The organism is Pseudodonghicola xiamenensis DSM 18339, from assembly GCF_000429365.1.
Lineage (GTDB): Bacteria > Pseudomonadota > Alphaproteobacteria > Rhodobacterales > Rhodobacteraceae > Pseudodonghicola > Pseudodonghicola xiamenensis.
The window spans coordinates 1-24366 of sequence record NZ_AUBS01000007.1 but is presented as its reverse complement, the minus strand read 5'-3'; the positions used below and the strand labels follow the sequence as shown (position 1 = coordinate 24366).

Genomic DNA, 24366 nt, shown 5'->3' with positions numbered 1-24366 from the left:
AGCGGGCGCTATTTCCCCAACAGCCCCAGACGCCGGAACAGCCAGCCCAGCAAGACCCCGATGACCACCAGAAGCAGGCAAACCAGCCAGAAGGCCGTGGGCGATCCGGCCCCGGGGATGCCCCCGACGTTGATGCCCAGAAGCCCGGTCAGAAGGCTCATCGGCAGGAAGATCGCCGCAACCACCGACAGGATCAACATCTGCCGGTTCATCGTCTCGGCCCGCAGATCGGTGATCTGATCCTGCACCACCTGCGCCCGGTCGCGGATCGCATCGAGCTCCTCCGCCAGCCGCGTCACCCGTTCGGTCGCCTCGCGCAGCCGACTGCGGTCGCGCTGGCTGAGCCAGGTCAGATCCTCGATCTCCAGGGTGGATAGCGCATCGCGTTGCGGGAACATATAGCGGCGCAGCAGGATCGACTCGCGGCGAATATCGGCCAGTTCGGCGCGTTCCGCCCTGCCCGGCCCCTCCGGCGCGTCGACCGCGTCCTCAAGATTGTCGGCCCGTTCGTTCAGCGCCGCCACCACCGGCTCGGCCCGGTCAGCAAGCCGGAGCGCCAGCCGGGCGATCAGATCCCCGGGCGAGGCCGGCCCGGCGCCACGGTCGAGGGAATCCATCAGATCGTCGACCGCCTGCAGATCGCGGATCTGGGTCGAGATCACGATATGCTCGGACACATAGAGCCTGAGCGAGATCATATCCTCGGGCTCCGCCCCGGGAGTCAGGTTGACACCCCGCAGGTTCATCAGGGCGATATCGCCATGAACGGTGCAACGCGGTCGGGTTTCCTCGGCCAGCATCGCCTCCAACACGAAGGGTTCCATCCCAGCGGACTGCAACCATTTGCGCCCCTCGGGCGTCCAGCCATCCACATGCGCCCAGACAAACCCATGATCTGGCACCTTGGACGTGCAGACCTGCAAGGGATCGGGGTGCATGGACCAGGCCTTGCCTTCGCAGTCGAAGCCATAGATCCGAATCTCAGCCGATCGCCCGGTGCCCATGCCGTGCCTGCCCCCTGTCGCCGTTCCTGCCCCATGTTTGCCCCGCCCGGTCAGGCGTGTCACCCGCTTTCGGCCACGCCGATGCGGCAAATAACTTATCGCTTCCACCTTTCCCTTGCCCCAGCCTTTCGCTAGGAGTTTGCCCCGAAACAAGAGATTTTGACGAGGGGATCCCCCGCATGGCGATGGAAAAGACCTTCAACGCGGCGGAAGCCGAAGAACGTTTGTACAAGGCTTGGGAGGACGCGGGCTGTTTCCGCGCCGGCGCCAATGCCAGCCGGGCCGAAACCTTCTGCATCATGATCCCGCCGCCGAACGTCACCGGCAGCCTGCACATGGGGCATGCCTTCAACAACACCTTGCAGGATATCCTGATCCGCTGGCACCGGATGCGCGGGTTCGATACCCTGTGGCAGCCCGGACAGGACCACGCCGGCATCGCCACCCAGATGGTGGTGGAACGCGAACTGGCCAAGCAACAACAGCCGTCGCGCCGCGAACTGGGCCGCGAAGCCTTTACCGCCAAGGTCTGGGACTGGAAGCAACAGTCCGGCGGCACCATCATCAACCAGTTGAAACGCCTCGGCGCTTCCTGCGACTGGAGCCGCAACGCCTTCACCATGTCCGGAGCCCCCGGCGCGCCTGCGGGCGAGGAGGGCAACTTCCACGACGCGGTGATCAAGGTCTTTGTCGACATGTACGACAAGGGGCTGATCTATCGCGGCAAGCGACTGGTGAACTGGGATCCGCATTTCGAGACCGCGATTTCCGACCTCGAGGTCGAGAACATCGAAGTCGCCGGCCACATGTGGCACTTCAAATACCCGCTGGCGGGCGGCGAGACCTATACCTATGTCGAGAAGGACGAGGACGGGAACATCGTGCTGGAGGAAGAGCGCGATTACATCTCGATCGCCACCACCCGCCCCGAGACCATGCTGGGTGACGGCGCGGTGGCGGTGCATCCGTCGGACGAACGCTATGCGCCCATCGTCGGCAAGCTCTGCGAAATCCCGGTGGGCCCGAAGGAACACCGCCGGCTGATCCCGATCATCACTGACGAATACCCCGATCCGACCTTCGGTTCGGGCGCGGTGAAGATCACCGGTGCGCATGATTTCAACGACTATCAGGTCGCCAAGCGGGGCGGCATTCCGATGTATCGGCTGCTGGACACCAAGGCGCATCTGCGCGCCGACGGGCTGTCCTATGCCGAATGTGCCACCCGGGCACAGGAAATCTCCAACGGGGCCGAATTCACCGAGCTGGAAGTCGACACGCTGAACCTGGTGCCGGACGAGCTGCGCGGTCTCGACCGGTTCGAGGCGCGCAAGCGCGTGGTCGAACAGATCACCGAAGAAGGCCTGGCGGTGATGATCCCCGCCGAGGATGGCGAACTGGAGCCGCTGGTCGAGAACAAGCCGATCATGCAGCCCTTCGGCGACCGCTCCAAGGTGGTGATCGAACCGATGCTGACCGATCAATGGTTCGTCGACACCGCCCAGATCGTCGGCCCCGCGCTCGACGCAGTGCGTGGCGGCGATATCACCATCCTGCCGGAAAGCGGCGAGAAGACCTATTACCACTGGCTCGAGAATATCGAACCCTGGTGCATCTCGCGCCAGCTCTGGTGGGGCCATCAGATCCCGGTGTGGTACGGGCTCGACCTCTCGGCGCCGGGCTTCCGCGATGACGAGGGCGACGGCGCGCTCGACGTAGTGGAAATGGGCCGGCTGCTGCTGAACGGGCTTGTCCACATGGGTTCGGTGCATCACTGCGCCGCCGACTTCGACGGGGTGATCGACGCCTTCCGTCAGGAGCTGGCCGATACCCCCACCCCGATCGCCGACGCCCGCATCGTCGAAGTCGCCGACAAGGCGGCGGCGGTGGAACTGCTGGCCGCAAGCTTTGCGCAATACGAGATGGATCAGGACCCGACCAAGCTGGTCTATCCGGTCTGGCGTGATCCCGATGTTCTGGACACCTGGTTCAGCTCGGGTCTGTGGCCGATCGGCACGCTGGGCTGGCCGGAGCAGACGCCGGAACTGCAACGCTATTTCCCGACCGACGTTCTGGTCACCGGGCAGGACATCCTGTTCTTCTGGGTCGCCAGGATGATCATGATGCAGCTTGCCGTGGTGGATCAGATTCCGTTCAAGACGGTCTATCTGCACGGGCTGGTGCGCGATGCCAAGGGCAAGAAGATGTCCAAATCAGTCGGCAACGTGGTCGACCCGCTGGAGATCATCGACGAATACGGCGCCGATGCGCTGCGCTTCACCAATGCCGCCATGGCCTCGATCGGCGGGGTGCTGAAGCTCGACATGCAGCGGATCGCCGGCTATCGCAACTTCGGCACCAAGCTGTGGAACGCCATGCGCTTCGCCGAGATGAACGGCGTGTTCGAAGTCACTGCGGACAGCATCCCGACCCCGGCACAGACGGTGAACAAGTGGATCATCGGCGAAACCGCCAAGGTTCGCGCTGAAGTCGACGAGGCGCTGGAGACCTTCCGTTTCAACGATGCGGCCAACGCGCTTTATGCCTTCGTCTGGGGCAAGGTCTGCGACTGGTACGTCGAATTCGCCAAGCCGCTGCTGCAGGGCGAGGATACCGAGGTTCAGGCGGAAACCCGACTAACGATGAAATGGGTGCTGGATCAATGCCTGATCCTGCTGCACCCGATCATGCCCTTCATCACCGAAGAGCTGTGGCAACTCTCCGGCAGCCGCGCCAAGATGCTGATCCATGGAGATTGGCCGGAATATTCGGCGGCCGATCTGGTCGACGCCCAGGCCGATCACGAAATGAACTGGGTGATCGGGCTGATCGAGGCGGTGCGCTCTGCCCGGGCGCAGATGCATGTGCCGGTGGGTCTCTATGTGCCGATGCTGGTGACCGAGATCGACACCCGCGGCCAGGACGCCTGGGACCGAAACGAGACGCTGATCAAGCGGCTTGCCCGGATCGAGGGGCTGTCCCGCGCCGACAGCCTGCCCAAGGGCACGGTGACGATCCCGGCCGAAGGCGCCACCTTCGGCCTGCCGCTGGCCGGCATCATCGACATCGCCGAAGAAAAGACGCGGTTGGAAAAGGCGCTGCAAAAGCTCGCCAAGGAGCTCGGCGGTCTGCGCGGTCGGTTGAACAACCCCAAATTCGCCGACTCAGCGCCGGAAGAGGTGGTCGAGGAAACCCGCGCCAACCTCGCCGCCCGCGAGGAGGAAGAGGCCCGGATCACCGAAGCTCTGGCCCGTCTCGCCGAGCTGGAATAGACGCTGCCGCGCGGCTGAAAATCGAATGAAACAGCGTTTCGGGGCCGGATGCCATTTTCCGGCCCCGTTCCTTTGCCCCGGGCCAAACCAAGCCCCCAAGGATGGCGCAACAGCGGCGCCAGATCCCCTTCCCCACCCCGCGACAATCAGAGATAGTCGCCGCATGTCCCCCAAGGAGATCCGGCCTATACTCGATGTGGACGGCGTCCTGGTGACGGGGCGCCCCGCAGACGGGCTGCGCAGGGACCACCAGCAGTTCGAAGACACCAGAGTGGCGCCCGACAGCCTCGGCCGGCAGCTCTTCGCGCGCGACTTGGACGATATCGTCACCGGCAGGAAAGCTCTTCTGCCCCCCCTTTCGGATGCCCTTCGGGCAATTGGGTCTCAGGTCAACGCGGAGGACCTTGCCCACTACTGGTTCGACATGGCTTCCTGTGTCGAACAGGCCGTCCTGGCGGATTGTCGCGCCGCGCCACGCCAGGGGCTCGCGATATATCTGGCAATAAATCAGGAGCATATGCGGGCACGCTATCTGATGCAGACCATGAAGCTCGACCAGGAGGTCGACGGTATCGTCTATTCGGCGCAGGCCGGGTGCAGGAAACACCAACCCGAATTCTTCGCCCATGCCGCCGAGGCCCGCGGATTTGCTCCGCGAGATCTGCTGCTGGTCGACGATACCCAGGACAATGTGGAAACGGCCCGCCAGGCGGACTGGCAGGCCGTCCACTGGACCGGGGCCGAAGCGCTGTCTTCGGTCCTGCAGCGCTGCATCTCGCGATAGCAGCCCCAACCGTCCCCGGGGACGGCCTGACCAAGAAGGGAGCCGGCCCTACTTGAACTCCGGCTTGCGCCCCTGCATCTGTGCCATCACCACCTCCATCTGCTCGGGCTTTCCGATGACGCTGACCTGTTCACGGGATTCCGCCAACAGCACCTCGGACTGACCGGCGCTTTCGGCAACCTCGATCAGCCGTTTGGCGGCGCGGATTGCCGCCGGACTCTGGCCTGCGATATGGCTCGCGATCTCCAGCGCGCGGGCCAGCGGATCATCGGCCAGTTCGGTGACCATCCCCCAGCCTTCGGCCTGCGCCGCCCCGATCGGCGTGGCGGTATAGGTCAGAAGCCGCAGCACATCGGACCGCACCAGCCTCGGCAATAGCGCCATGCCCCCCATGTCGGGCACCAGGCCCCATTTCATCTCCATCACCGCGAATTTCGCATCGGGCGCCGCGATGCGGATATCCGCCCCCAGCGCCAGTTGCAGCCCACCGCCGAAGGCCGCGCCCCGGATGGCGGCGATCACCGGCATCGGCAGGCGGCGCCAGATCATCGCCACCTCCTGCATCTTGTTGGCGTCGTGATGGGTACGATCCATCAGCCAGCTTTCGATATCGGGCATCTGCCCCATCTTGGCAAAGCTCGCCATGTCGAGCCCGGCGCAAAAGCTCTTGCCCTCACCCGACAGCACCACGACCCGCGCGTCCGAGGCCGCCACGTCCTCGCCCGCGGCAAGGATGGCGTCGACCATCGCGTCGTCCAACGCATTCATCTTGTCCCCCCGGGTCAACGTCACCCGGGCAATGTGATCCTGATAGTCGACCGATACGCGCGCCATGGCGTCCCCTCCTCTATTCTCGGGCGCCACTCTGCCCCGCGAGGCCTCGCGAAATCCAGTCAGACGTTAGGGCATTCAAATCGCTTGCCCACGCCCCATTTCCGGGCTTATCTGCCCGCCATGACTGAGCCTCGCTACACCCCGCTTGTCCGCGCGCTGCCCGCCACCGTGCCCTTCGTCGGCCCGGAAACGCAGGAGCGTCTGCGCGGCACCCCCTTCACCGCGCGCCTCGGCGCCAACGAGAATGTCTTCGGCCCCCCGCCCCGCGCCATCGCCGCGATGCAGGCCGAGGCCGCCGAGATCTGGAAATACGGCGATCCCGAAAGCCATGATCTGCGCGCCGCGCTGGCCGCGCATCACGGCGTGCGCCCCGAGAACATCATGGTGGGCGAAGGCATCGACGGGCTTTTGGGCTATCTGGTGCGGCTGCTGATCGGCGACGGCGATCCGGTGGTCACCTCCGTCGGCGCCTACCCCACCTTCAACTATCACGTCGCGGGCTTCGGCGGGGTGCTGCATACGGTGCCCTATATCGACGACCGCCAGGATCCCGCCAGCCTCTTCGTCAAGGCGGCAGAGGTCGACGCCAAGCTGGTTTATCTCTGCAACCCCGACAACCCGATGGGCAGCTGGCGCCCGGGGGCCGAGATCGTCGAGGCCCTGGACACCCTGCCCGAGCGCAGCCTTCTGGTGCTGGACGAGGCCTATGTCGAATGCGCCCCCGAAGGCACTGCGGCAGCGATTGACGCGGATGACCCCCGGGTGATCCGGATGCGGACCTTCTCCAAGATCTACGGCATGGCGGGCGCCCGGGTCGGCTATGCCATCGGCGCACCCGAGCTGATCAATGCCTTCAACAAGGTGCGCAATCACTTCGGCATGAACCGCGCCGCCCAGGCCGGTGCCCTGGCCGCCCTGGCCGACGGCGACTGGCTGGCCCATGTGCAGGCGGAAATCGCCACCGCACGCGACCGCATCACCCAGATTGCCGCCGCCAACGGGCTGACCGCCCTGCCCTCGGCCACCAATTTCGTTACCATCGACTGCGGCCGCGACGGCGCCTTTGCCAAGTCGGTGGTCGAAGCCCTGGTGCAACGCGGCATCTTCGTCCGCATGCCCTTCGCCGCGCCGCAGAACCGCTGCATCCGGGTCAGTTGCGGTACGCCCGCCGATCTCGACGCCTTCGCCGAAGCCCTGCCCGGGGCGCTCGCTACGGCGCGGGGCCGATCGTCTTTTTCTGGCTGAAAATATCCTGGGGGTGAGGGCCCCCGGGGCCCGAGGGGGCAAAGCCCCCTCCCCCTATCAATCCCGACAGTGCCCGGCGATCACCTTCGCCGCCGCTTCAATCGCCCCGCTCCCATGCGGAATATCAAGCGCGCACATCCCGGCCTCCATGCCGCCCAGAAGACCCAGGATCATCTGGCCGTTGACATGGCCCATATGACCCAACCGGAAGAATCCGTCGCCATTGGGATCGTCGGGTTCCGACATGCCAAGACCGATACCGAGGGTCAGGCCGATATTGTCCTGCACCCAGCGGCGCAGCTCGGTTCCATGCGGCGCCCCGATCCGAAGTGCCGTGACAGCATGGGACCGCTGCGCCGGATCGGCGACATTCAGGCGCAGCGGCCCGCCCTGCCCCCAGGCCTCGCAGGCAGCCCAGACCGCCTGTGCCAGCCGCGCATGCCGCCCCCAGACATGTTCCATCCCCTCCGCATGGATCATGTCGAGCGCGACCCGCAGCGCATAAAGATGATGGGTCGGCGCGGTGCCCCCGAAATACTGGAAGAACGCCTCAGGTTCGGCCCGCGGTAACCAGTCCCAGTAACGGCTGACGCGCGGCATCTTCGCCCGGACCGCCGCGGCACGGTCATTGAAGAAGACAAAGGCCAAACCGGGCGGCACCATCATCCCTTTCTGACTGCCGGTCAGCGCCACATCGGCGCCCCAGGCGTCCATCTCGAAGCGGTCGCAGCCCATCGAGGCGATGCAGTCGACCATCAGCAGCGCCGGATGGCCCAGATCGTCCAGCACCCGGCGCACCCCCGGCACATCGTTGCGGACCGAGCTCGAGGTATCCACATGCACCGCCAGCACCGCCTTAATCTTATGGCCCGTATCGGCGCGCAGCGCCTCGGCAATCCGGTCCAGATCCCAGGGCACCGAACGGCCGAAATCGAGAATCTGCGTCTCGATCCCCAGGCCCTGCGCCATATCTGCCCAGCCCATGCCGAACCGTCCGGTCGCGGGCACCAACACCGTTTCGCCCGGAGCCACCGTGTTCGAAAGCGCCGCCTCCCAGGCCCCATGCCCGTTACATATGTAGATGGCGGCATTATGCGCGGTCCGCGCGACCCTCTTGAGATCCGGGATCAACCCCGCCACCATATCGACCAGCGGCCCTTCATAGATATTCGGGGCCGGCCGCTGCATCGCCTGCAGCACCGCATCAGGCATCACCGAGGGCCCCGGAATCGCCAGATATTCACGCCCTTGGGCGAGACTGAAAGTGTTACTCATTGTTCGGATGCCTGTCTTCAAGATCACCCGGCCACAGTAACCCCGGCCAATCTGCGGTCAATCGCAAAGCCCCGCGCCGCTTGCGCCAAGGCCCCAGTCAGCATAAGTCCCCGCCCATGAGATATGCATCCCGTCCCGACCGATCCCGGAGTTCCCGCGCATGAGCAACCGCCCCACCTCTTCGCGTGAGCTGTTGGGATGGCTCTGGTCCGACTATCTGCGCCCCTATATCTGGCTGATCGCCCTGGCGGTGTTCTTCATGCTGGTCGAAGGCTCGACCGTCGGCGCCGTCAGCTACATGATGCAGCCGATGTTCGACGATATCTTCGTTCAGGGCAATTCCGGCGCGCTGGTCTGGGTCAGTCTCGCCTTTCTGGCGCTGTTCTCGATGCGCGGCATCGCCGGCGGCGTGCAAAAGGTGCTGCTGACCTACATCTCCCAGGCCTCGGCCGCAAATCTGCGTCGCGATCTTCTGGCCCGCCTGGTGCGCCAGGACAGCGCCTTTCACCAGACCCATCCGCCCGGCTTCCTGATCCAACGGGTGCAATCGGACGTCAGTTCGATCAACCAGGTCTGGCAGATAGTGCTGACCGGCGCCGGTCGTGATCTGGTCTCGCTCGTGGTGCTCCTGGGCGTGGCGATCAACGTCGACTGGCGCTGGACCGCCGTCATGCTCTTCGGGGTGCCTCTGTGCCTGATCCCGGTCGGGATCGCACAACGCTATGTTCGCAAGAAAGCCTCCCAGGCGCGCGATCTGGGCGCCGATCTCTCGACCCGGCTGGACGAGATTTTCCATGGTATCGTCCCGATCAAGCTGAACAGCCTCGAACGCTATCAAGCCAACCGCTTCAGCGGCCATATGGACGGCTTCGTCCGGGCCGAGGTCAAATCCTCGGTGGGCAGCGCCACCATTTCCGGCATGATCGACATCATGGCCGGCCTCGGCTTCATGGGGGTCCTGCTCTATGGCGGCGCCGAGATCATCGACGGAGAAAAGACCGTCGGCCAGTTCATGAGCTTTTTCACCGCCATCGGCCTGGCCTTCGATCCAATGCGGCGCCTCGCCAACATGAGCGCTGCCTGGCAGGTCGCCGCCGCTGCGCTGGAACGGCTGAAAGAACTGATGGACGCGCCAATCCTGCTGCAGTCCCCGACCAATCCCAAACCCGCCCCCAAAGGCCTGCCAGACATCGCCTTGACGGATGTCACCCTGCGCTATGGCACCGCCGAAGTGCTGCGCGGCCTCAACCTCAGGGCCGAACCCGGCAAGACCACCGCCCTGGTCGGTGCCTCGGGCGCGGGCAAATCCACCGTCTTCAATCTGCTCACCCGTCTGGTCGACCCGCAACAGGGCCGGATCACCGTCGGCGGCGTTCCCGTCACCGAAATGACCCTGGCCGATCTGCGCGGCCTCTTCTCTGTGGTCAGCCAGGAGGCGCTCCTCTTCGACGAGACTCTGAAGGAAAACATCCTGCTCGGGCGCACCGATGTCAGCGACGCGGAACTGCAGCGCGTGCTCGACGCCGCCCATGTCAGCGATTTCCTGGACAAGCTGCCCGACGGGCTGGAAACGCTGGTCGGCCCTCGCGGCTCAGCGCTCTCGGGTGGGCAACGGCAACGGGTGGTGATCGCCCGGGCGCTTTTGCGCAACACCCCGATCCTGCTGCTGGACGAGGCCACCAGCGCGCTCGATGCGCAATCCGAGAAGGTGGTGCAAGCAGCGCTCGACAAGCTGTCAGGAGGGCGCACCACCTTGGTGATCGCGCACCGGCTCGCCACCATCCGCAACGCCGACAAGATCGTGGTGATGGATCGCGGCCAGGTCATCGACCAGGGCACGCACGAAGAGCTTCTGGCCCGGGGCGGCACCTATGCCGATCTCTACCGGCTGCAATTCCAGGACGGCAAGACGGTGATCGACCCGGAGGGCACCGCCGCCCTCACCCCGCATGCCCCCGACCTGGATCAGCCGCAACCGGGCTGGCTCAGGCGCAAGCTGCAAAAACTCTTCGGCTGAACAAGATCAGACCATAAGGCAACGACCGGTGGGCTTGCCGGTCGCCGTCAGGCCGAGAAGCCACCCGGTCGCGGCTGAAAACAGTCCGCTGGACTGTTTGTCCCTGCACCGCTCACCTCCCCGTTTTTCTGGCTGTAAATATCCCGGGGGGAGGCCGAAGGCCGTGGGGGGCAGAGCCCCCCGCCTGCGCGGCCACCGGGCCGCCACTCAGCGGTGATACCTGGCCGCCAGCAGCTCCGGGTCGGCCCCGGTGAAATACCGCATGAGGATCCAGAGATTTCCGGCTCCCCGCCGCAGCCACCCACCGGCAGCATAGCGCGCCGCGCTGGTCTGCGCCGTCACCGGCAGCGCGATCGCCCGACGGTCCAGGTTGCGCACCAGCGCCACATCCTCCATCAGCGGCTGATCGGGATAGCCCCCCGCCGCCTCATACTCGCGCCGCCGGATCAGCAGCCCCTGATCGCCATAGGGCAGCGCGAAAAGCCTGGCGCGCAGATTGGCCCAGCCGGCCACCAGCCGGCCCCGCCAACCACCGTCCCGGAAACCCAGCCGAAAATAGGCCGGCGGCGCATCGGCGCGCGCCACATGCGCCGCCACCGCAGACGTCCAGCCCGGTTCCAGCACGGTATCGGCATGCAGGATCATCACCCATTCACCGCGTGTCGCCGCCACACCGCGCCTGAGCTGACCACCGCGCGAAGCCGGCCCCTCGACCACTTCCGCCCCCACCGCATCGGCGATCTCGCAGGTGGCATCCCCCGATCCACCATCGGTGATCACCAACTCCCGGATCAACCCGAGCGTCAGCCCCTCCGCCAGCACGGCGAGACATTGCGGCAACTCGGCCTCGGCGTTGAATGTCGGGATCACCAGGCTGATCGGTGCGGTCAAAGGCAACTCCTGTCATCGTCAAGGGCACCCTGTTCAAGCCCCGGCGCCCTCCTATATCACGAAGCACGAAAGACAAGAAACCATCACGGGACCAAGACTATGACCACGCGTCGCATCCTGCGCCTGAGCGGGCCGGAGACCCAGGATTTCCTGCAAGGGCTGATCAGCAACGACATCCGCAAGCTGGATCAGGGGCTCGTCTACGCCGCGCTGCTGACGCCACAGGGCAAGTTCATCGCCGATTTCTTTCTTGCCCGTCAGGGCGAAGACGTGCTGCTGGACGTGGCCGAACCGCTTGCCGACGATTTGCAGCGGCGACTGACGATGTACAAGCTGCGCGCCAAGGTGACGATCGAACCCGCCGGGCTCAACCTTCAACGCGGCACCGGCCCTGCCCCCGACGGCGCGCTGACCGACCCGCGCGACCCGGCGATGGGCTGGCGCGCCTATACTCCCGCGCCCGAGGCCGACGACGGCAGCGACTGGGACGCGATCCGCGTCGCCCATTGCATCCCCGAGACCGGTATCGAACTGACGCCCGAGACCTATATCCTCGAGGCCGGGTTCGAACGGTTGAACGGTGTCGATTTCCGCAAGGGCTGCTATGTCGGCCAGGAGGTCACGGCGCGAATGAAGCACAAGACCGAGCTGCGCAAGGGGCTGACCCGCGTCGCGATCGAAGGCGAGGCCCCAGCCGGAACCGAGATCACCGCAGACGGCAAACCGGTCGGTATGCTCTTCACCCGCGCGGGTGCAGAGGCCATCGCCTATCTGCGCTTCGACCGTGCGCAAGGCACGATGCAGGCCGGAGGAGCGACGCTGCGCCGGCTTTGAGAGCCGACATACCGGTCCGGCGCGCGGTGGCCACGGGAATGTCACCGGACTGTTGCGTCAGTGTTGCATCCTCGTGGTCTTGCAAACGTCACGTTTCTGGAGCCACCGCAAACCGGACTGACCAATGACCGATCTTCTGCCTACCATCCATTCCATCGTCCTGATCGCCGCCATCGTCTCGGCCCTGCTGCTGGGCGGACTTCTGGCCTGGAACCTCTATCGCCCCGCCTTCGGCTTCTGGCCGGCGGGAGAAGAGGCACCGGTCCGCCACCACCTCGCCTTCGGCCTGTTCCGCATCTTCTGCGGCAGCACCGTCGTCTTCGCCCTGATGGAAATCGGCACCCAGGGCTGGGGTCACTGGGGCCGCTATGCCATCGGCGTACCGCTGATGGTCATCGCCTTCGGCATCACCCTCTGGGGCTACAAGTTTCTCGGGATCGAGAACACCTATTGCGAAAGCGACGGGCTGGTGACCGGGGGCATGTATGCCTATTCGCGCAACCCGCAATATGTCACCTCGGTGCTGGCCACCGTCGGGCTGGGGATCGCCTCGGGCTCTGTCATCACCCTGGGCTTCGCCTTCGTGCTGTTCCTGCTCTACTTTCTCTTCGTGCTGAACGAAGAACGCTGGCTGCTGCAGGGCTATGGCGAGGCCTTCCGCGACTACATGCAGTCGACCCCACGCTTCGTCGACGAGCGCAGCCTGATTCGGGCGCGGGCGGCGATTTTGGAAAGCTTTTGACAAATTGCAAGAAAGCAAAAAGGCGGGTGATCACCACCCGCCTTTCCCAACTTGCCGATTGTCGCGATCCCGATCAGGCGCGCTCAGCGTATTCCATCGTCTCGGTGTTGACGATGATGTCCTCGTCCGGGCCAACGAAAGGCGGCACCATGACCTTCACGCCATTTTCGAGAATCGCCGGCTTGAAGCTGTTGGCCGCGGTCTGCCCCTTCACCACCGGCTCGGTCTCGGTGATCTTGCAGGTGACCTTCTGCGGCAGCGTCGCGTTCAGGGCCTCGGCGTCGTAGAACTCCACCAGGATGGTCATGCCATCCTGCAGGAAGGGGCGCCGATCACCGAGGATCTCGGCCGGCAGCTCGACCTGGTCATAGGTCTCGGTATCCATGAAAACCAGCATCCCATCGGTTTCATAGAGAAATTGCATGTCCTTCTGTTCCAGACGGACGCGCTCGACCTTGTCGGCGCTGCGGAAACGTTCGTTCAGCTTGGAACCGTTGCGCAGGTTGCGCAGCTCCACCTGAGCGAAGGCGCCGCCCTTGCCGGGCTTGACGTGATCGACTTTGACGGCCGCCCACAAACCGCCGTTATGTTCAAGCACGTTACCGGGGCGGATTTCGTTACCGTTGATCTTGGGCATGAGTAAATCCTTGTACGCAAGGTTGATGCATGGCTTTGCGCCCCTATATCTGGCAGTGCGTTGCCTGGCAAGCCGACGAGATATAGTACCACGCGCGCAAACAGATATGCACCAAAAGCAATGCTGCCATGCAGAAACGGGGTGCCCGAATCGTGCGCAATCCGTCATAAGCAGCAGCACGCCGAAAATTGCAAGAGCAAGAAAAACAAGGGAAACGGGATGAAAGATTTCGTTGACGGCACCGCCTTCAATAATGAGCAAGGCAATCGTGCGCGTAAACTGTTCGCGGCCGTTGTGCTGGCCGCCCTCGACGATGCAATCGCCGATGACAAGAAATATGGCAACGGTCCGGAGCAGATCGCCCGCTGGGCGCGGTCGCGCGATGGCCGTGAAGTTCTGAGCTGTGCCGGGATCGACCCCAACGAACGCGTTGTGTCGGGCCTGATGGAGTTTGTCTCCAAGGGTGTGCGGACCTCGGTCGCACTCTCGCGCGAAGAAAGCGAGCGGCGCCACGCCGCAGAGCAGGCCGAAGCGGCCTGATCTCCGCCTATCCCGTCACTAAAAAGCGCGCCTGAAAGGGCGCGTTTTTTTGCGCCCGAACAGCCAAAGGATCGCACCGCATGACCCCGGCCGTGATGATACAGGGCACCGGATCGAACGTCGGCAAATCGCTGATCGTCGCCGGCCTGTGCCGCGCGTTGCTGCGCCGGGGGCTGACGGTAGCCCCGTTCAAGCCTCAGAACATGTCCAACAATGCCGCCGTTACCGACGACGGTGGCGAGATCGGTCGCGCTCAGGCGCTGCAGGCGCGGGCCTGCCGCCGCGCCCCGCTTAGCGACATGAACCCGGTACTGCTGAAGCCCGAAAGCGACACCGGCGCCCAGCTTGTGGTGCAGGGCCGTCGCCGCAGCACCCAGGAGGCCGGCTTTTTCCAGCGCAACAAGGGGGCACTGCTGCAGGCGGTGCTGGAAAGCTTCGAGCGGCTGGCAGAGACGGCGGATATCGTCATCGTCGAGGGCGCTGGCAGCCCGGCAGAGACCAATCTGCGCGCCAATGACATCGCCAACATGGGCTTTGCCCAGGCCACCGGGATGCCGGTGGTCCTGGTCGGGGATATCGACCGGGGCGGCGTCATCGCCCAGATTGTCGGCACTCAGGCTGTTCTGGACGATGCCGACCGCGCCCGGATCGCGGGCTTTGCCATCAACCGCTTTCGCGGCGATCTCAGGCTGTTCGACAAGGGGCGCGACGATATCGCCGACCGCACCGGCTGGCCCAGCTTCGGCGTGATCCCCTGGTTCACCGAGGCCTGGCGACTGCCGGCCGAGGACATGATGGATATCGCCTCTCACAAGGGGGGGGGCTGCAAGGTGGTGGTTCCGCAATTCCCGCGCATGGCGAATTTCGACGATCTCGATCCCCTCGCCGCCGAGCCTGCGGTCACCGTCGAGATCGTGGCCCCCGGACGCGCCCTGCCCGGCGATGCCGATCTGGTGCTGATCCCCGGCAGCAAGTCCACCCGTGCGGATCTGGTCTTCCTGCGCGCCCAGGGCTGGGACATCGACATCCAGGCCCATCTGCGCCGCGGTGGCCATGTGCTGGGGCTCTGCGGCGGCTATCAGATGTTGGGGCGCTCAATCGCCGACCCAGAGGGGCTGGAGGGCGCGCCAGGCACCGATCCGGGCCTCGGCCTGCTTGATGTCGAAACGGTGATGAGCGGCAATAAGACGGTGCTCCAGCGTCGCGGCCGCGCCCTGCCCGGCGGCGAGGCGATCACAGGATACGAAATTCACCTTGGCCGGACCGAGGGCCCCGACTGCCAGCGCGGCTGGCTGGAGATCGACGACCATCCGGAAGGCGCCGCCAGCCCCGATGGACGGGTGCGCGGCAGCTATCTGCACGGCATGTTCAGCTCGGACGCGTTCAGAGCGGCCTTTCTGGCCGGGCTCGGCCATGGCTCTCAGACAGGTTATGAAGATGGTGTCGAGGCCACGCTTGATGCGCTGGCAGACCATCTGGAACGCCACATGGATATTGACGGCATCCTGAAGGTCGCCCGCTCCCGCACGTTACCGTAACCCGGAGCCCGCCTATTCCAGGTCTTGCGACACCATCGCCCGGTGAATTTCGCGACGCACCAGCTTGCGCACATTTCGGGTGATCCGTTCGCCCAGGGCGCCCTGAAGCTCCTGACGGACGATTTCGGCCACCAGCTCGCGCAGGGCGTCTTCATCCATCACCGCTTCGTCCTCGGCGGTCGGGGCCTCGCTCTGTGGGGCAGAGGCGCCGGCCTGCTGGCGCGGCCCCTCGACATGATCCTGCCAGCTAATCGCCTCGCCGCGCGTTCCCGCATAGGCATCGGCGCTATCGCCGTCCGGTTCCCACTGATCGCGGGTCCGCCCGATCGCGGCCTCAAGCGCGGCAATCTTGGAACTCAGGCTGTCGGATCGGGACGACTGGAAAGAGGGCTCGACAAAGGGCGCCTCCTCTTCCTCCGGATCGGCAGACATCGCAACATCGGGCTGATGGGCGCCGACTCGCCCTAGCGCGGCGGTCAGGTCGCCCGTCGTCGCCTCTTCGATCGGCTCCATCCACTCATGACCAGAGGCCTGAAGCATGGCATCGTCGCTATCTTCAACCGCGTCGAACGCGCGGGGCTCCGCCTCGAATTCATAGCTTTCTATGGGGCTTACTTCGGGCTGCCCGCTTCCGGCCATCGTCTCTTCGGCCATCGTCCCGGACACGGGCGCAACCGGAGCCGAAGCTTTCTCGTCGATCCGCAACGATGGCGTCAACACCAGCCGATCCACGCCGGAGGCCAACGCCTCTGCCTGTGCATCGCCCCGCGGCTGCGATACCGCAGCGGCATTTCGCCCAGCGTCAGGCCCGGGGCTGCTTTGGGAGTCTTCGCTGACCAAGCGACGGATCGAGGACAAGACATCCTCGATCTGCGCATTCGTGACGGGGTTGGGCATATGTTGGTTCCACTCTCACCTTGCTAGCCAGTGTAGACCCTCGCCGGGCTTCACACAACCGAAAGCGAAAATCGCCGAATCACGCCCTGATTGTCACTCTTTCCCCAGAGCCTTGAGCACACGGTCGAGATCACGGCTGCGCTTGCTGACCTTGGCCGGCGCATTCTTGACCAGGTTGTAATAGAGGGTCGGATCATAGATCTGAACCGCCAGGCCCAACCTTTCGGCCGTCAGCAGCCCTTGGGCCACCAGCAACTGATAAGTCGCGATCCCCTCTTCCGAGCGCGCCGAAATCCGGTTGGTCTGAGCGTCCAGCAGATCCTGTTCCGCCGACAGCACGTCCAGCGTGGTACGGGCGCCCAGCTTGGCCTCTTCGCGGATACCGTCAAAGGCCACCTGCGCCGCACGCACCTGTTCGGCGGTGGAGATCAGGTTGGCTTTCGAGACCTGAAGCCGGACATAGGCATCCGCCACATCCTGCACCACATTATTCTGCGCCGTCAGCAGCGCCGACTTGGCGGCATCCCGGCTGGCCAGGGCCGACCGGTAGCGGGCGGACAAGGCACCGCCCTGATAGATCGGTTGCGACACCGACGCGCCGATGGTGGCGCTGTGGGTGTAATCCGACCCGGTGGTTTCCTCGGTCCACCCCAAGCTGGCCGACAGCCCAGCAGTCGGGCCCATTGCCTTGGAAACCGCCTGAGCACCAAGCTCTGCCGCCCGGACCTGATGCTGCGCCGACAGGATGCTGGGGTGATTGCGCACGGCAATATCGGTCGCCGCCTGTTTCGATGCGGCAGCCTTGGGCAGGCGTGGCTCACCAGCCAGCGGCCCCGGCTGGTGCCCGGTTGCGTTATAATATTCGGCCTGGGCACTGACCAGCGTGCCGCGCGCCGACGCCAGGCCGGAGCGGGCCGCGGCCAGCTGTGCTTCGGCCAGGGCCACATCGGTCCGGGTCACCTCCCCCACATCGAAACGGTCCTGGGCCGCGCGCAATTCTTCCTGCAGAAGACGCACGTTGTTTTCGCGCAGCCGAACGTTTTCGCTGTAGAGCACCACGTTCAGATAGGCCGATGCGGCGCGGAACAGGATTTGCTGTTCGATATTCAGCAAGGCCTGACGCGTGGCCAGAACGGTTTCCTGTGCCGCCTGTCGGTTGAGCTGCGAGGCGCCACCGTCATAAAGCAGTTGCTCCAACGTCAGACCGGTGAAGAAATCGCTCTGATAATTGTTGATCTTGACACCGCTATTCTCAGTCTTTGCCAAAGTGCGGGTCAATTGGGTGGTCCAGTTGATCACCGGACGCAGGGCCGACAAGGCAATTGCGACATCTTCATCAGCCGCCCGCAGAAGCGCGCGCTGCTGTTCCAGCAGACCGCTGGTGTTATACGCCCCGATCATCGCGTCCACGATATTCTCGGCGCTCGCCCGTTGCGGCGCCATCACCGCGGCGGCCAGCCCGCCGGCCATCACCGCCGACCTGAGAAGCCGCTTGATCCCTGCTGCCTTGCCCATATCCTCGTCTCCGATTGCCCGTCTTCGGGGTCCAGATTGTCGAAGGGCGCCATCTTGTCCGATCGCGCCCTCTCTTGCCTTCAGAGCGAAAACGCCCTTTGCTTTTCGAACCCCGGCAGCACCGGGGCAGCGGCATTGAATACATAGCGCCAAGACATGCGACCGCCACGTTTAAAGCCGATCCGGACCTCGCCCAGAGCACCTTCGATAAAGATGCAGATCATCCGGCCACCCTCCTTGAGCTGATCGATCAGAGCCTGCGGCAGCTCCTCGACCCCGCCTTCGACGATGATCACGTCATAGGGACCATGCTCGGCCGCTCCGGCAGCCAACGGCCCCTGATGAAGGATCGCGCTGTCCGCCCCCGCCTCGGCCAGAAGCTCCGGAGCCTCTCCGGCCAGCGTCTCATCCTCTTCGACAGCCACGACGGCCTGTGCCAGCGTGGCGATCACTGCAGCGGAATAGCCGGAGGCACAGCCCACATCCATCACCAGCTCGTCCTGACGGATATCCAGCGTGTCGAGCATCTTGGCCAGGGTCCGCGGCTCCAGCATTACCCGATTGGGCGAGAATGCCAGGTCTTCCCCGGTATAAGCGACATCACGCAGCGCATCGGGGGCGAAGATTTCACGCGGCACCGTCAGCAACGCGTCGATGATCGGATATTTCGTCACATCGGAGGGCCGGACCTGGGTATCGACCATCATGCGACGGCGGGCAGCGAAGTCTGTCATAGCTAAACTCTTTTGTTCAGTCCCTGCCATGGCTTTTGCCACATCCCTTCGGCCCCGGCAACGGTGACCGTGAAATTTCCCGCCCGACAGCCCCCGACAGCACTCCGGCAGAGCGCGAAAACAGCGGTTTTCCTGCGGCTGCGGCATCACCGGAGGCGCGGCCTGCCCATCAGCGCACATCCTGCGCACCGCAGAGGCCCCAGCTCCGCCTCCGCCCCCACGTTCTGCATGTGTATATAGTGTAGGCTCCCGACGGCGGCACCGGAACGCGGTTCGCCCCCTCGAAACCGTATGGCCATCAGCTCCCCTGCCCCTATGCGTCACCTCGATGTCACGGATCGCCACAGGCACGAAAACATGACCAGATATAAGCCTGCGGCCCTGACGCTCACCGCGTCGCAAGACGGAGCGAATTCGCTCCGAGACCGCCCCTTGCCCCCCTGAGGATTCAAGCAAGGCCGGGAAGGCATTGAAAGACCGGGAAGGCATCAGGCTGTGGATTGCTGAATCCCCCTCTTCGACCTCGGCGGGGCTGATCTGCGCCGCTGCCGCCCGCTTGCCGACAGGATCGGCAGAGCCACCGGCAGCCGGAGAAACACCAACCGGACCGGCCCGGAGGGCAAGACCTTCGCGATAGACCAACGAGATTGCCCGGATCGCGTGGCATTCCCACCCTGCCACGCGATGCCCCGCCCCTCCGACCTTGAACCCGAGCACCGGACGGTGCCCACCAGCATCCTCGTCACAGCAGCAGACAATCCCGTCCGACAGTGCCCCCACGCCCACGGAGCCGCCGGCTTGCGTCGACACCGCCGAGCGCAGAGACGTAAGACATTCCGCAGCATGTTCTCCGTTACCTCAGAGCACATGCCCCACGGCAGAAGCGAGCAGGAACAGATGCAAATGATTGGCAAGCTGTGTGGCAACACTGAAAATCATACTTGCGGCCACCCGAAGCGACCGCTATATCGCCCCAAACCACATGGCATTTTTGCCACCGGCGGCGAGTTGGCGGAGTGGTGACGCAGCGGATTGCAAATCCGTGTACACCGGTTCGATTCCGGTACTCGCCTCCAATATTTTCAAGCACTTGCGTCACCCTGTGTGTCCTCTCGTTTGAAGTTTGAAATAGCCGTTGAAACATTCACGTTCCGGGCTTGTTCTGTTCCATGCGATTTCGCGCCTCTTGAGCACGGCTTGCCAATTCACGTTGGCGCACCTTGCCGCCATATCTTCTCAGCATCTCTACGCTTGAATGGCCCGTGACGGCCTTGACCATCTCATCACTGCATCCGGCGTGATAGAGCTCGATTGTCGCGTTCTTGCGCAGGCCATGCGTGACGTACTTCGCGGCGTCGGGATGCTGCATGTTGGCTTTTACCTTGCGCATCTCATCCGCAACTGTCCGGTATCGCACGGGGCGCCCCGCCGCATCCGTGACAACGGTTAAGCCTTTCTTGTCCACTGTCGCCAGATAGGCCTTGAGGCGTTCCGTCAGCGGTATCCAAAGCTCTTTATCTGTTTTGCCCTGGGTGAAGTCATAGGCTCCATCCTTCAAGTGGCCCCAGCGGATCTTGAGCACGTCACCGATGCGCTGCCCCGTGCCGATGCAAAGCTCATAGACAAGCCGTGCGCGGGGTGTAGCGATACGCTCGAATTCGGCGCGCACATCGTCAGGCCAAGGCTCCCAGCCTTCGCTTTGCTGCTTGAAAAGCGGGATGCCTTTTGCCGGATTGCCGTGCTCCTTCTTCAGGAAGCCAGTGAGACGGGCATGATTCATCAGAACCACAAGCACCTGCACGAGGTAGTTTGCCTGACGCCAGCGGTCGGCATTGGCCCTGTGCAATTCGTAGACGTGATGTGCTTCAACCTTAGCCGGGTCTTTCTTCCCCCAAATGGTCCGAATGTGCTCGATGTACTTGCGATAGTCAGCCCTGGTTCGGGGCTTCAGTTTCTTGTACGCATCACTTTCGTAGTAGCTCAGAATGAGTGCTTCGAAGTTGCGCTTGGATGAAACCGGCCCGCGCCCCTTCAGAAGGCGGTTGTAGTGCTCATAGAACTCAGGCGTGCCCGGTTCTTCCTTCATCATGACAGACTGACCGCGCGCGCGTCGGATAAAACGGACATATCCGCGATCTTCATACACGTACTTTGGAAGCTGTTTTCTGGTCATTTCCCCATCCGCAGATCACTGGATAGAAAGTCATCGTCGGTGTCGGCCTCGGTCATACCGGCGTCCACCGTCACGCTTCCATCAGGCTTCCATTCAACCTTTGCCCACGCCCATCCTGCGCGCCGCGCTGCATCAAGAATTTCCGCGATTGTGCGGCGGACAGTGGCTTGCGGCTTCGGCATGGCTAGACACCTTTCGAAGATATAGCCCGCACCGTGCGGATAGGGGTTCGGCTGGCGCGAGAAATGCGGCGGTCGAGGTCTGCGATTGCTGCGGCCATTTCGGCATCACTGCCATATTCCAGCCGCTTGCCCTCATAGGCCGTCACGCGGACGCCACGGGCGCGAGCTCGAATGAGCTCGTCCCGCAGTCCTTCCAGTTCGCTGACCTCGATAGCCATTACGTCACCGGTGCGCCGGGGTTCTTGACCATCGACCGATGGTCCACCCAGCCCGCGCCGAAATCGAGGCGGACCTTGATGGACATGCCGTCCACCTCGAAGCCCGCTTTCGTTTCGATCTGCGGCCCCGGTGCGCCCTCAAGGTACGCATATTCGATGCCGTCCAAGGCGGCGGGGTCAGCGGCCATGTACCAAGCCGACGCATCGGTCAGGTATCCATCCACGATCAGAGACAGGCCGCTGAACGGGTTCGCATCATCAGTCCTGGTCGCGGTAATCGCCGCCAGCGCCTGTTCTGCTTCGGTTTCGCGGTCGGGCGATACCAGCAGGAAGCGCGGCGTGGAGTTGATCTTGCCGCCGCCAAGGCCGGTCTGTGAGCGCAACATCAGGCGGGACGATGAAAGCCCGGCGGTGTCGATGACCGACGCCGTGTCGAGGTTCGCATGATCGGCGTGGAACACTGCCACACCGTCCGACATGACGGGGTTGCCGTCGATCAGACCGGCCAACGTCTTGGCCTCGAACGCGGCAGCAGCCTGCCCCATCATGGCCGGGACGCGGGTGAATGCGCCCAGATCGTCGTTGATGAGCGCCTGCCGGGTGATCGCGAAGATTTTTCCGAAGGTTTCGACGCGGTAGGATTCCGCACCTTCCGCAATCGTGCCGTAGGTGTATTCTCCACCTTCCAGCACCTTTTCCAGTTCCGGCGCTTCGCCCAGCATGACGGCACGCTTTGCCCGGAAGTCGCGGGCCGTGGTTTAGCGGGCGATCTGGCGAATGCCGGACGGTGCCGCCTGATAGGCGCGGCGCAGTTCCCGGTTGACGGCATCGCCCAGGATCAGCGGAAAGTCGGACGTGGAGTGCAGCGCCCGCGTGACAAGGCTTTCCGTCGCCGCCCCCGTGGTCGAGATGCCAGACCGAGTGAGGCACTGGCGGGCGACTTCGGGGATGGTAAGGCCTGCATACTGCCGGGCCGGTGCCGAAAGGTCATGAGCGGGGTTCGATCGTGCAAAGAGCGCTTCGCCGGCCCGTTCCGCGATCACCTGCGGGTCGGTATGATCTGCCGTGATTTCGATGCGCGCAGACCGGGTGCGGGTCTGTTCCTGACGCTGCGCCATTTCGGCGAAGGCGGCGGCGCGTGCGGCCTCGGGGGTGGCTTCGGCGTCGATCTGCGAGTCCACCCAGTCGGCAGACAGGTTCGCCAGTTGACCGATGGACCGGATTTCCCGGTTCATGTCGGCACGGGTCGCGGTTGCCGCCGTGGAGGCGGTTTCGATGGTCTCGTTTTCCATTTGGGTTGCTCCATTGCGGAAGTGCGCCGAAGGATCGGCAGGGATCGGGACAACGCTGACTTCAAGCGGCGTCCATTTGGCGGCGGTGCGCACCCGCCGATTGCTTTCGCGCGCTTCGGCCCATTGCTGGACCGTGTAACCGACACTCAGGCCGCGCAACGTACCGTCGGCAATGTCGGACAGCACCGCTTTGGCGGCTTCATTGCTGCGGAATTTGATGCGGACCCAAAGCCCCTCGGGCCGCACCTCGGCGGCTTCGATGATCCCCAGTTGGTCGCGGGTCGTTTCCGAGCGGTGCCCGTCCAGAACAGGGCCGCCCACCAATCGCGACAGATCAGCGCCGGACAGGTCGAGCCGTTCGACGTAGCCTGCGCGGGGGGTATCGGCCCCGGTGGAAACGATGGCTTCAACGGTTCGGGACGCGGTGTCGAGGGTCGAGGGGCGCGGCGTCACGCTGCGCAGATGAATGGTCATGCGTCACCTTCCTGCCGGGCCGCGCGGCGGTCGGCTGCAATCTCGTCGTCCAGTTCATCAATGTCGCGGCCTCGGCTCGCCACGACTTCGGCTCGGGATTTCAACCCAGCTTCGATGGCGCGCACCTCGGCATTGACCTCTTTCTGGGGGTCTACCCACTGCCAACCCGGCGCGACGAAGCGAACGGCGCGATAGTCGGGGCTTTCCGCGTCATCGGCGGCGATTTCCCCGGCCAGCGCCTTCCAGTTAATCCACTGCCGCCAGAGCGGACGAAGAAGCTGGCATTCGATAAGGCTGCGCTGGCGCTGTTCGGCCAAGCGGCGGAATTCCAAGAGGCCGAAACGCGCGCTGGAATAGTTCGCTTCGGACAGATCGCCACTCAGTTGCTCATACATGAGGCCGGTGCCCACCGCGATTTCCCGCAGCTGCGCCTTGAGAAAGCCAACCTGTTCCGTCAAGCCGCCGCCGGGTTGGGCAAACTTCACGTCACTGCCTGGCGGCAAGATGCGCATTGCGCCGGGCTCCAAGCTCACGTTGACCGTGCCGCCGCCCTGGTCCCCGTCAAAGCCCGCTGCACCGCCCTCAAGATCGGTGACGAAACCCGCGAACAGGCTTTGGGTCTTGAGATTCATCAGCATCGCGTCGGACGCAGCGTCATAGTCGGCCAGCTTCAAGAGGACCGGTGCGAGCCATGTCACCCCGCGCACCTGGCCGGGAAAAATCGGGTCAAAGATGTGGAGGATTTCGGCGGCGGGAATGCGCAGCGGTTCGCTGTAGTAGGCAAAGGCGGTGCCGGGCGCATCGGGTAGGACGTGATAGGCAACAATCTGTTCCGACGCGTCGAATTCGACGCCCGCGACGACGCGGCCACCATTTCCCAAATCGCGGGTCATGGCCGGGTCAACTTGATCGGCGGGCAGCACGGAGAGGCGGAAGCCTTGCGCGCCGCCTATCAGCCGCACGAAGCACTCGCCGTCCCGCACCACCGCGCGGGCGATCAGCGGCAGAAGAGGGCCAACAAGGCTTTCAAGCTCGGCATTGAGAGCGCGGGCAATCTGCCGGTCGGGGTGCTGTGCCTGCGCTTGCCAGCCCTTGCCGACAAGTGCGCCCGTCCAAGTCTCGATAATCCGCGCGGCGATGCCGTTGTTCTGCGACAAGGCGGCGGCACGCGCCTTAGGCTCAGGACCCATTAATCGGCTTGCGGCGCCACTGGCGGCGTGATTCACGCTCTCCAACTATAGGAGGGTGTGGTGAGCAATCTTTTCTGG

Annotated in this window: 21 protein-coding genes, 1 tRNA gene and 1 pseudogene; 9 read left to right on the top strand and 14 right to left on the bottom strand. The window is 64.2% G+C overall.

The features are described from left to right. Window positions 1–8 precede the first annotated feature (8 nt). Window positions 9–1004: a zinc transporter ZntB gene (locus G455_RS0109645; protein WP_028093520.1), complete on the bottom strand. Its 996-nt coding sequence runs from the start codon at window positions 1002–1004 to the stop codon at window positions 9–11. Window positions 1005–1183: 179 nt separating this feature from the next. On the opposite strand from G455_RS0109645, the gene G455_RS0109640 reads away from it, so the two are divergent. Both G455_RS0109640 and G455_RS0109635 read left to right on the top strand, forming a co-directional pair. Next, window positions 1184–4276 carry a valine--tRNA ligase gene (locus G455_RS0109640; RefSeq protein ID WP_028093519.1) on the top strand — a complete coding sequence of 1031 codons (3093 nt, stop codon included), beginning with the start codon at window positions 1184–1186 and terminating at the stop codon, window positions 4274–4276. A 163-nt stretch (window positions 4277–4439) separates the two neighbouring features. After that, window positions 4440–5060 (top strand): HAD-IA family hydrolase, encoded by a 621-nt coding sequence (locus G455_RS0109635; protein ID WP_051312333.1) that lies wholly within the window; start codon window positions 4440–4442, stop codon window positions 5058–5060. Window positions 5061–5108: 48 nt separating this feature from the next. Here the strand turns inward: G455_RS0109635 and G455_RS0109630 are convergent, their stop codons facing one another. Next, entirely contained in the window at window positions 5109–5894 is a 786-nt protein-coding gene (locus G455_RS0109630) for a crotonase/enoyl-CoA hydratase family protein (protein WP_028093517.1), read from the bottom strand. 120 nt (window positions 5895–6014) lie between these two features. Here G455_RS0109630 and G455_RS0109625 point away from each other — a divergent pair, with 120 nt between their 5' ends. Further along, on the top strand, window positions 6015–7139 hold the full coding sequence (locus G455_RS0109625; protein ID WP_028093516.1) for a pyridoxal phosphate-dependent aminotransferase: 1125 nt from the start codon (window positions 6015–6017) through the stop codon (window positions 7137–7139). 57 nt (window positions 7140–7196) lie between these two features. Here the strand turns inward: G455_RS0109625 and G455_RS0109620 are convergent, their stop codons facing one another. Then, on the bottom strand, window positions 7197–8414 hold the full coding sequence (locus tag G455_RS0109620; RefSeq protein ID WP_028093515.1) for a pyridoxal-phosphate-dependent aminotransferase family protein: 1218 nt from the start codon (window positions 8412–8414) through the stop codon (window positions 7197–7199). 160 nt (window positions 8415–8574) lie between these two features. Here G455_RS0109620 and G455_RS0109615 point away from each other — a divergent pair, with 160 nt between their 5' ends. Beyond that, on the top strand, window positions 8575–10431 hold the full coding sequence (locus G455_RS0109615) for an ABC transporter ATP-binding protein (RefSeq protein ID WP_028093514.1): 1857 nt from the start codon (window positions 8575–8577) through the stop codon (window positions 10429–10431). Between the two features lie 207 nt (window positions 10432–10638). Here the strand turns inward: G455_RS0109615 and G455_RS0109610 are convergent, their stop codons facing one another. Continuing rightward, window positions 10639–11322, bottom strand: a complete 684-nt coding sequence (locus G455_RS0109610; RefSeq protein WP_028093513.1) for a TIGR04283 family arsenosugar biosynthesis glycosyltransferase — start codon at window positions 11320–11322, stop codon at window positions 10639–10641. Here G455_RS0109610 and ygfZ point away from each other — a divergent pair. Continuing rightward, on the top strand, window positions 11263–12156 hold the full coding sequence (ygfZ, locus tag G455_RS0109605) for a CAF17-like 4Fe-4S cluster assembly/insertion protein YgfZ (protein ID WP_268246075.1): 894 nt from the start codon (window positions 11263–11265) through the stop codon (window positions 12154–12156). The two genes, G455_RS0109610 and ygfZ, sit on opposite strands and share 60 nt — an antisense overlap. A gap of 124 nt (window positions 12157–12280) precedes the next feature. Beyond that, a complete protein-coding gene (locus G455_RS0109600; protein WP_028093511.1) occupies window positions 12281–12898 on the top strand; it encodes a methyltransferase family protein in 618 nt (205 codons plus the stop codon). 73 nt (window positions 12899–12971) lie between these two features. Here the strand turns inward: G455_RS0109600 and efp are convergent, their stop codons facing one another. After that, entirely contained in the window at window positions 12972–13535 is a 564-nt protein-coding gene (gene efp / locus G455_RS0109595; protein WP_028093510.1) for an elongation factor P, read from the bottom strand. Between the two features lie 219 nt (window positions 13536–13754). On the opposite strand from efp, the gene G455_RS0109590 reads away from it, so the two are divergent. Together G455_RS0109590 and G455_RS0109585 are read left to right on the top strand one after the other, a co-directional pair. Next, window positions 13755–14075: a DUF6280 family protein gene (locus G455_RS0109590; RefSeq protein ID WP_028093509.1), complete on the top strand. Its 321-nt coding sequence runs from the start codon at window positions 13755–13757 to the stop codon at window positions 14073–14075. A gap of 80 nt (window positions 14076–14155) precedes the next feature. After that, window positions 14156–15613: a cobyric acid synthase gene (locus tag G455_RS0109585; protein WP_028093508.1), complete on the top strand. Its 1458-nt coding sequence runs from the start codon at window positions 14156–14158 to the stop codon at window positions 15611–15613. A 12-nt stretch (window positions 15614–15625) separates the two neighbouring features. On the opposite strand, the gene G455_RS0109580 is transcribed toward G455_RS0109585, so the two are convergent. The 3 genes from G455_RS0109580 to G455_RS0109570 all read right to left on the bottom strand — a co-directional run bounded on the left by G455_RS0109580 (window position 15626) and on the right by G455_RS0109570 (window position 18759). Beyond that, window positions 15626–16510: a hypothetical protein gene (locus G455_RS0109580; RefSeq protein ID WP_028093507.1), complete on the bottom strand. Its 885-nt coding sequence runs from the start codon at window positions 16508–16510 to the stop codon at window positions 15626–15628. A 93-nt stretch (window positions 16511–16603) separates the two neighbouring features. Continuing rightward, window positions 16604–18025, bottom strand: a complete 1422-nt coding sequence (locus G455_RS0109575) for a TolC family outer membrane protein (RefSeq protein ID WP_028093506.1) — start codon at window positions 18023–18025, stop codon at window positions 16604–16606. Between the two features lie 80 nt (window positions 18026–18105). Beyond that, the gene (locus G455_RS0109570; RefSeq protein WP_028093505.1) at window positions 18106–18759 is read right to left on the bottom strand and encodes a protein-L-isoaspartate O-methyltransferase family protein; all 654 of its coding nucleotides are present in this window, start codon (window positions 18757–18759) and stop codon (window positions 18106–18108) included. A gap of 1002 nt (window positions 18760–19761) precedes the next feature. On the opposite strand from G455_RS0109570, the gene G455_RS0109565 reads away from it, so the two are divergent. Continuing rightward, window positions 19762–19835, top strand: a tRNA-Cys gene (locus G455_RS0109565). Window positions 19836–19903: 68 nt separating this feature from the next. Here the strand turns inward: G455_RS0109565 and G455_RS0109560 are convergent. From G455_RS0109560 to G455_RS23715, 6 genes and pseudogenes are all read right to left on the bottom strand, one after another. Then, window positions 19904–20932 carry a site-specific integrase gene (locus G455_RS0109560; RefSeq protein WP_028093504.1) on the bottom strand — a complete coding sequence of 343 codons (1029 nt, stop codon included), beginning with the start codon at window positions 20930–20932 and terminating at the stop codon, window positions 19904–19906. Beyond that, entirely contained in the window at window positions 20929–21114 is a 186-nt protein-coding gene (locus tag G455_RS0109555) for a hypothetical protein (protein ID WP_028093503.1), read from the bottom strand. The genes G455_RS0109560 and G455_RS0109555 overlap by 4 nt, the downstream gene beginning before the upstream one ends. 2 nt (window positions 21115–21116) lie before the next feature. Next, entirely contained in the window at window positions 21117–21332 is a 216-nt protein-coding gene (locus G455_RS0109550) for a phage head-tail joining protein (RefSeq protein ID WP_035366530.1), read from the bottom strand. Continuing rightward, window positions 21332–22075: pseudogene (locus tag G455_RS27175) on the bottom strand (phage major capsid protein); the annotation flags it as partial. The gene G455_RS0109550 and the pseudogene G455_RS27175, both read right to left, overlap by 1 nt. Window positions 22076–22090: 15 nt before the next feature. Beyond that, a complete protein-coding gene (locus tag G455_RS27170; RefSeq protein WP_308434074.1) occupies window positions 22091–23098 on the bottom strand; it encodes an HK97 family phage prohead protease in 1008 nt (335 codons plus the stop codon). Then, on the bottom strand, window positions 23095–24288 hold the full coding sequence (locus G455_RS23715) for a phage portal protein (protein WP_051312331.1): 1194 nt from the start codon (window positions 24286–24288) through the stop codon (window positions 23095–23097). Before G455_RS23715 ends, G455_RS27170 begins: the two co-directional genes overlap by 4 nt. Window positions 24289–24366: the final 78 nt, after the last annotated feature.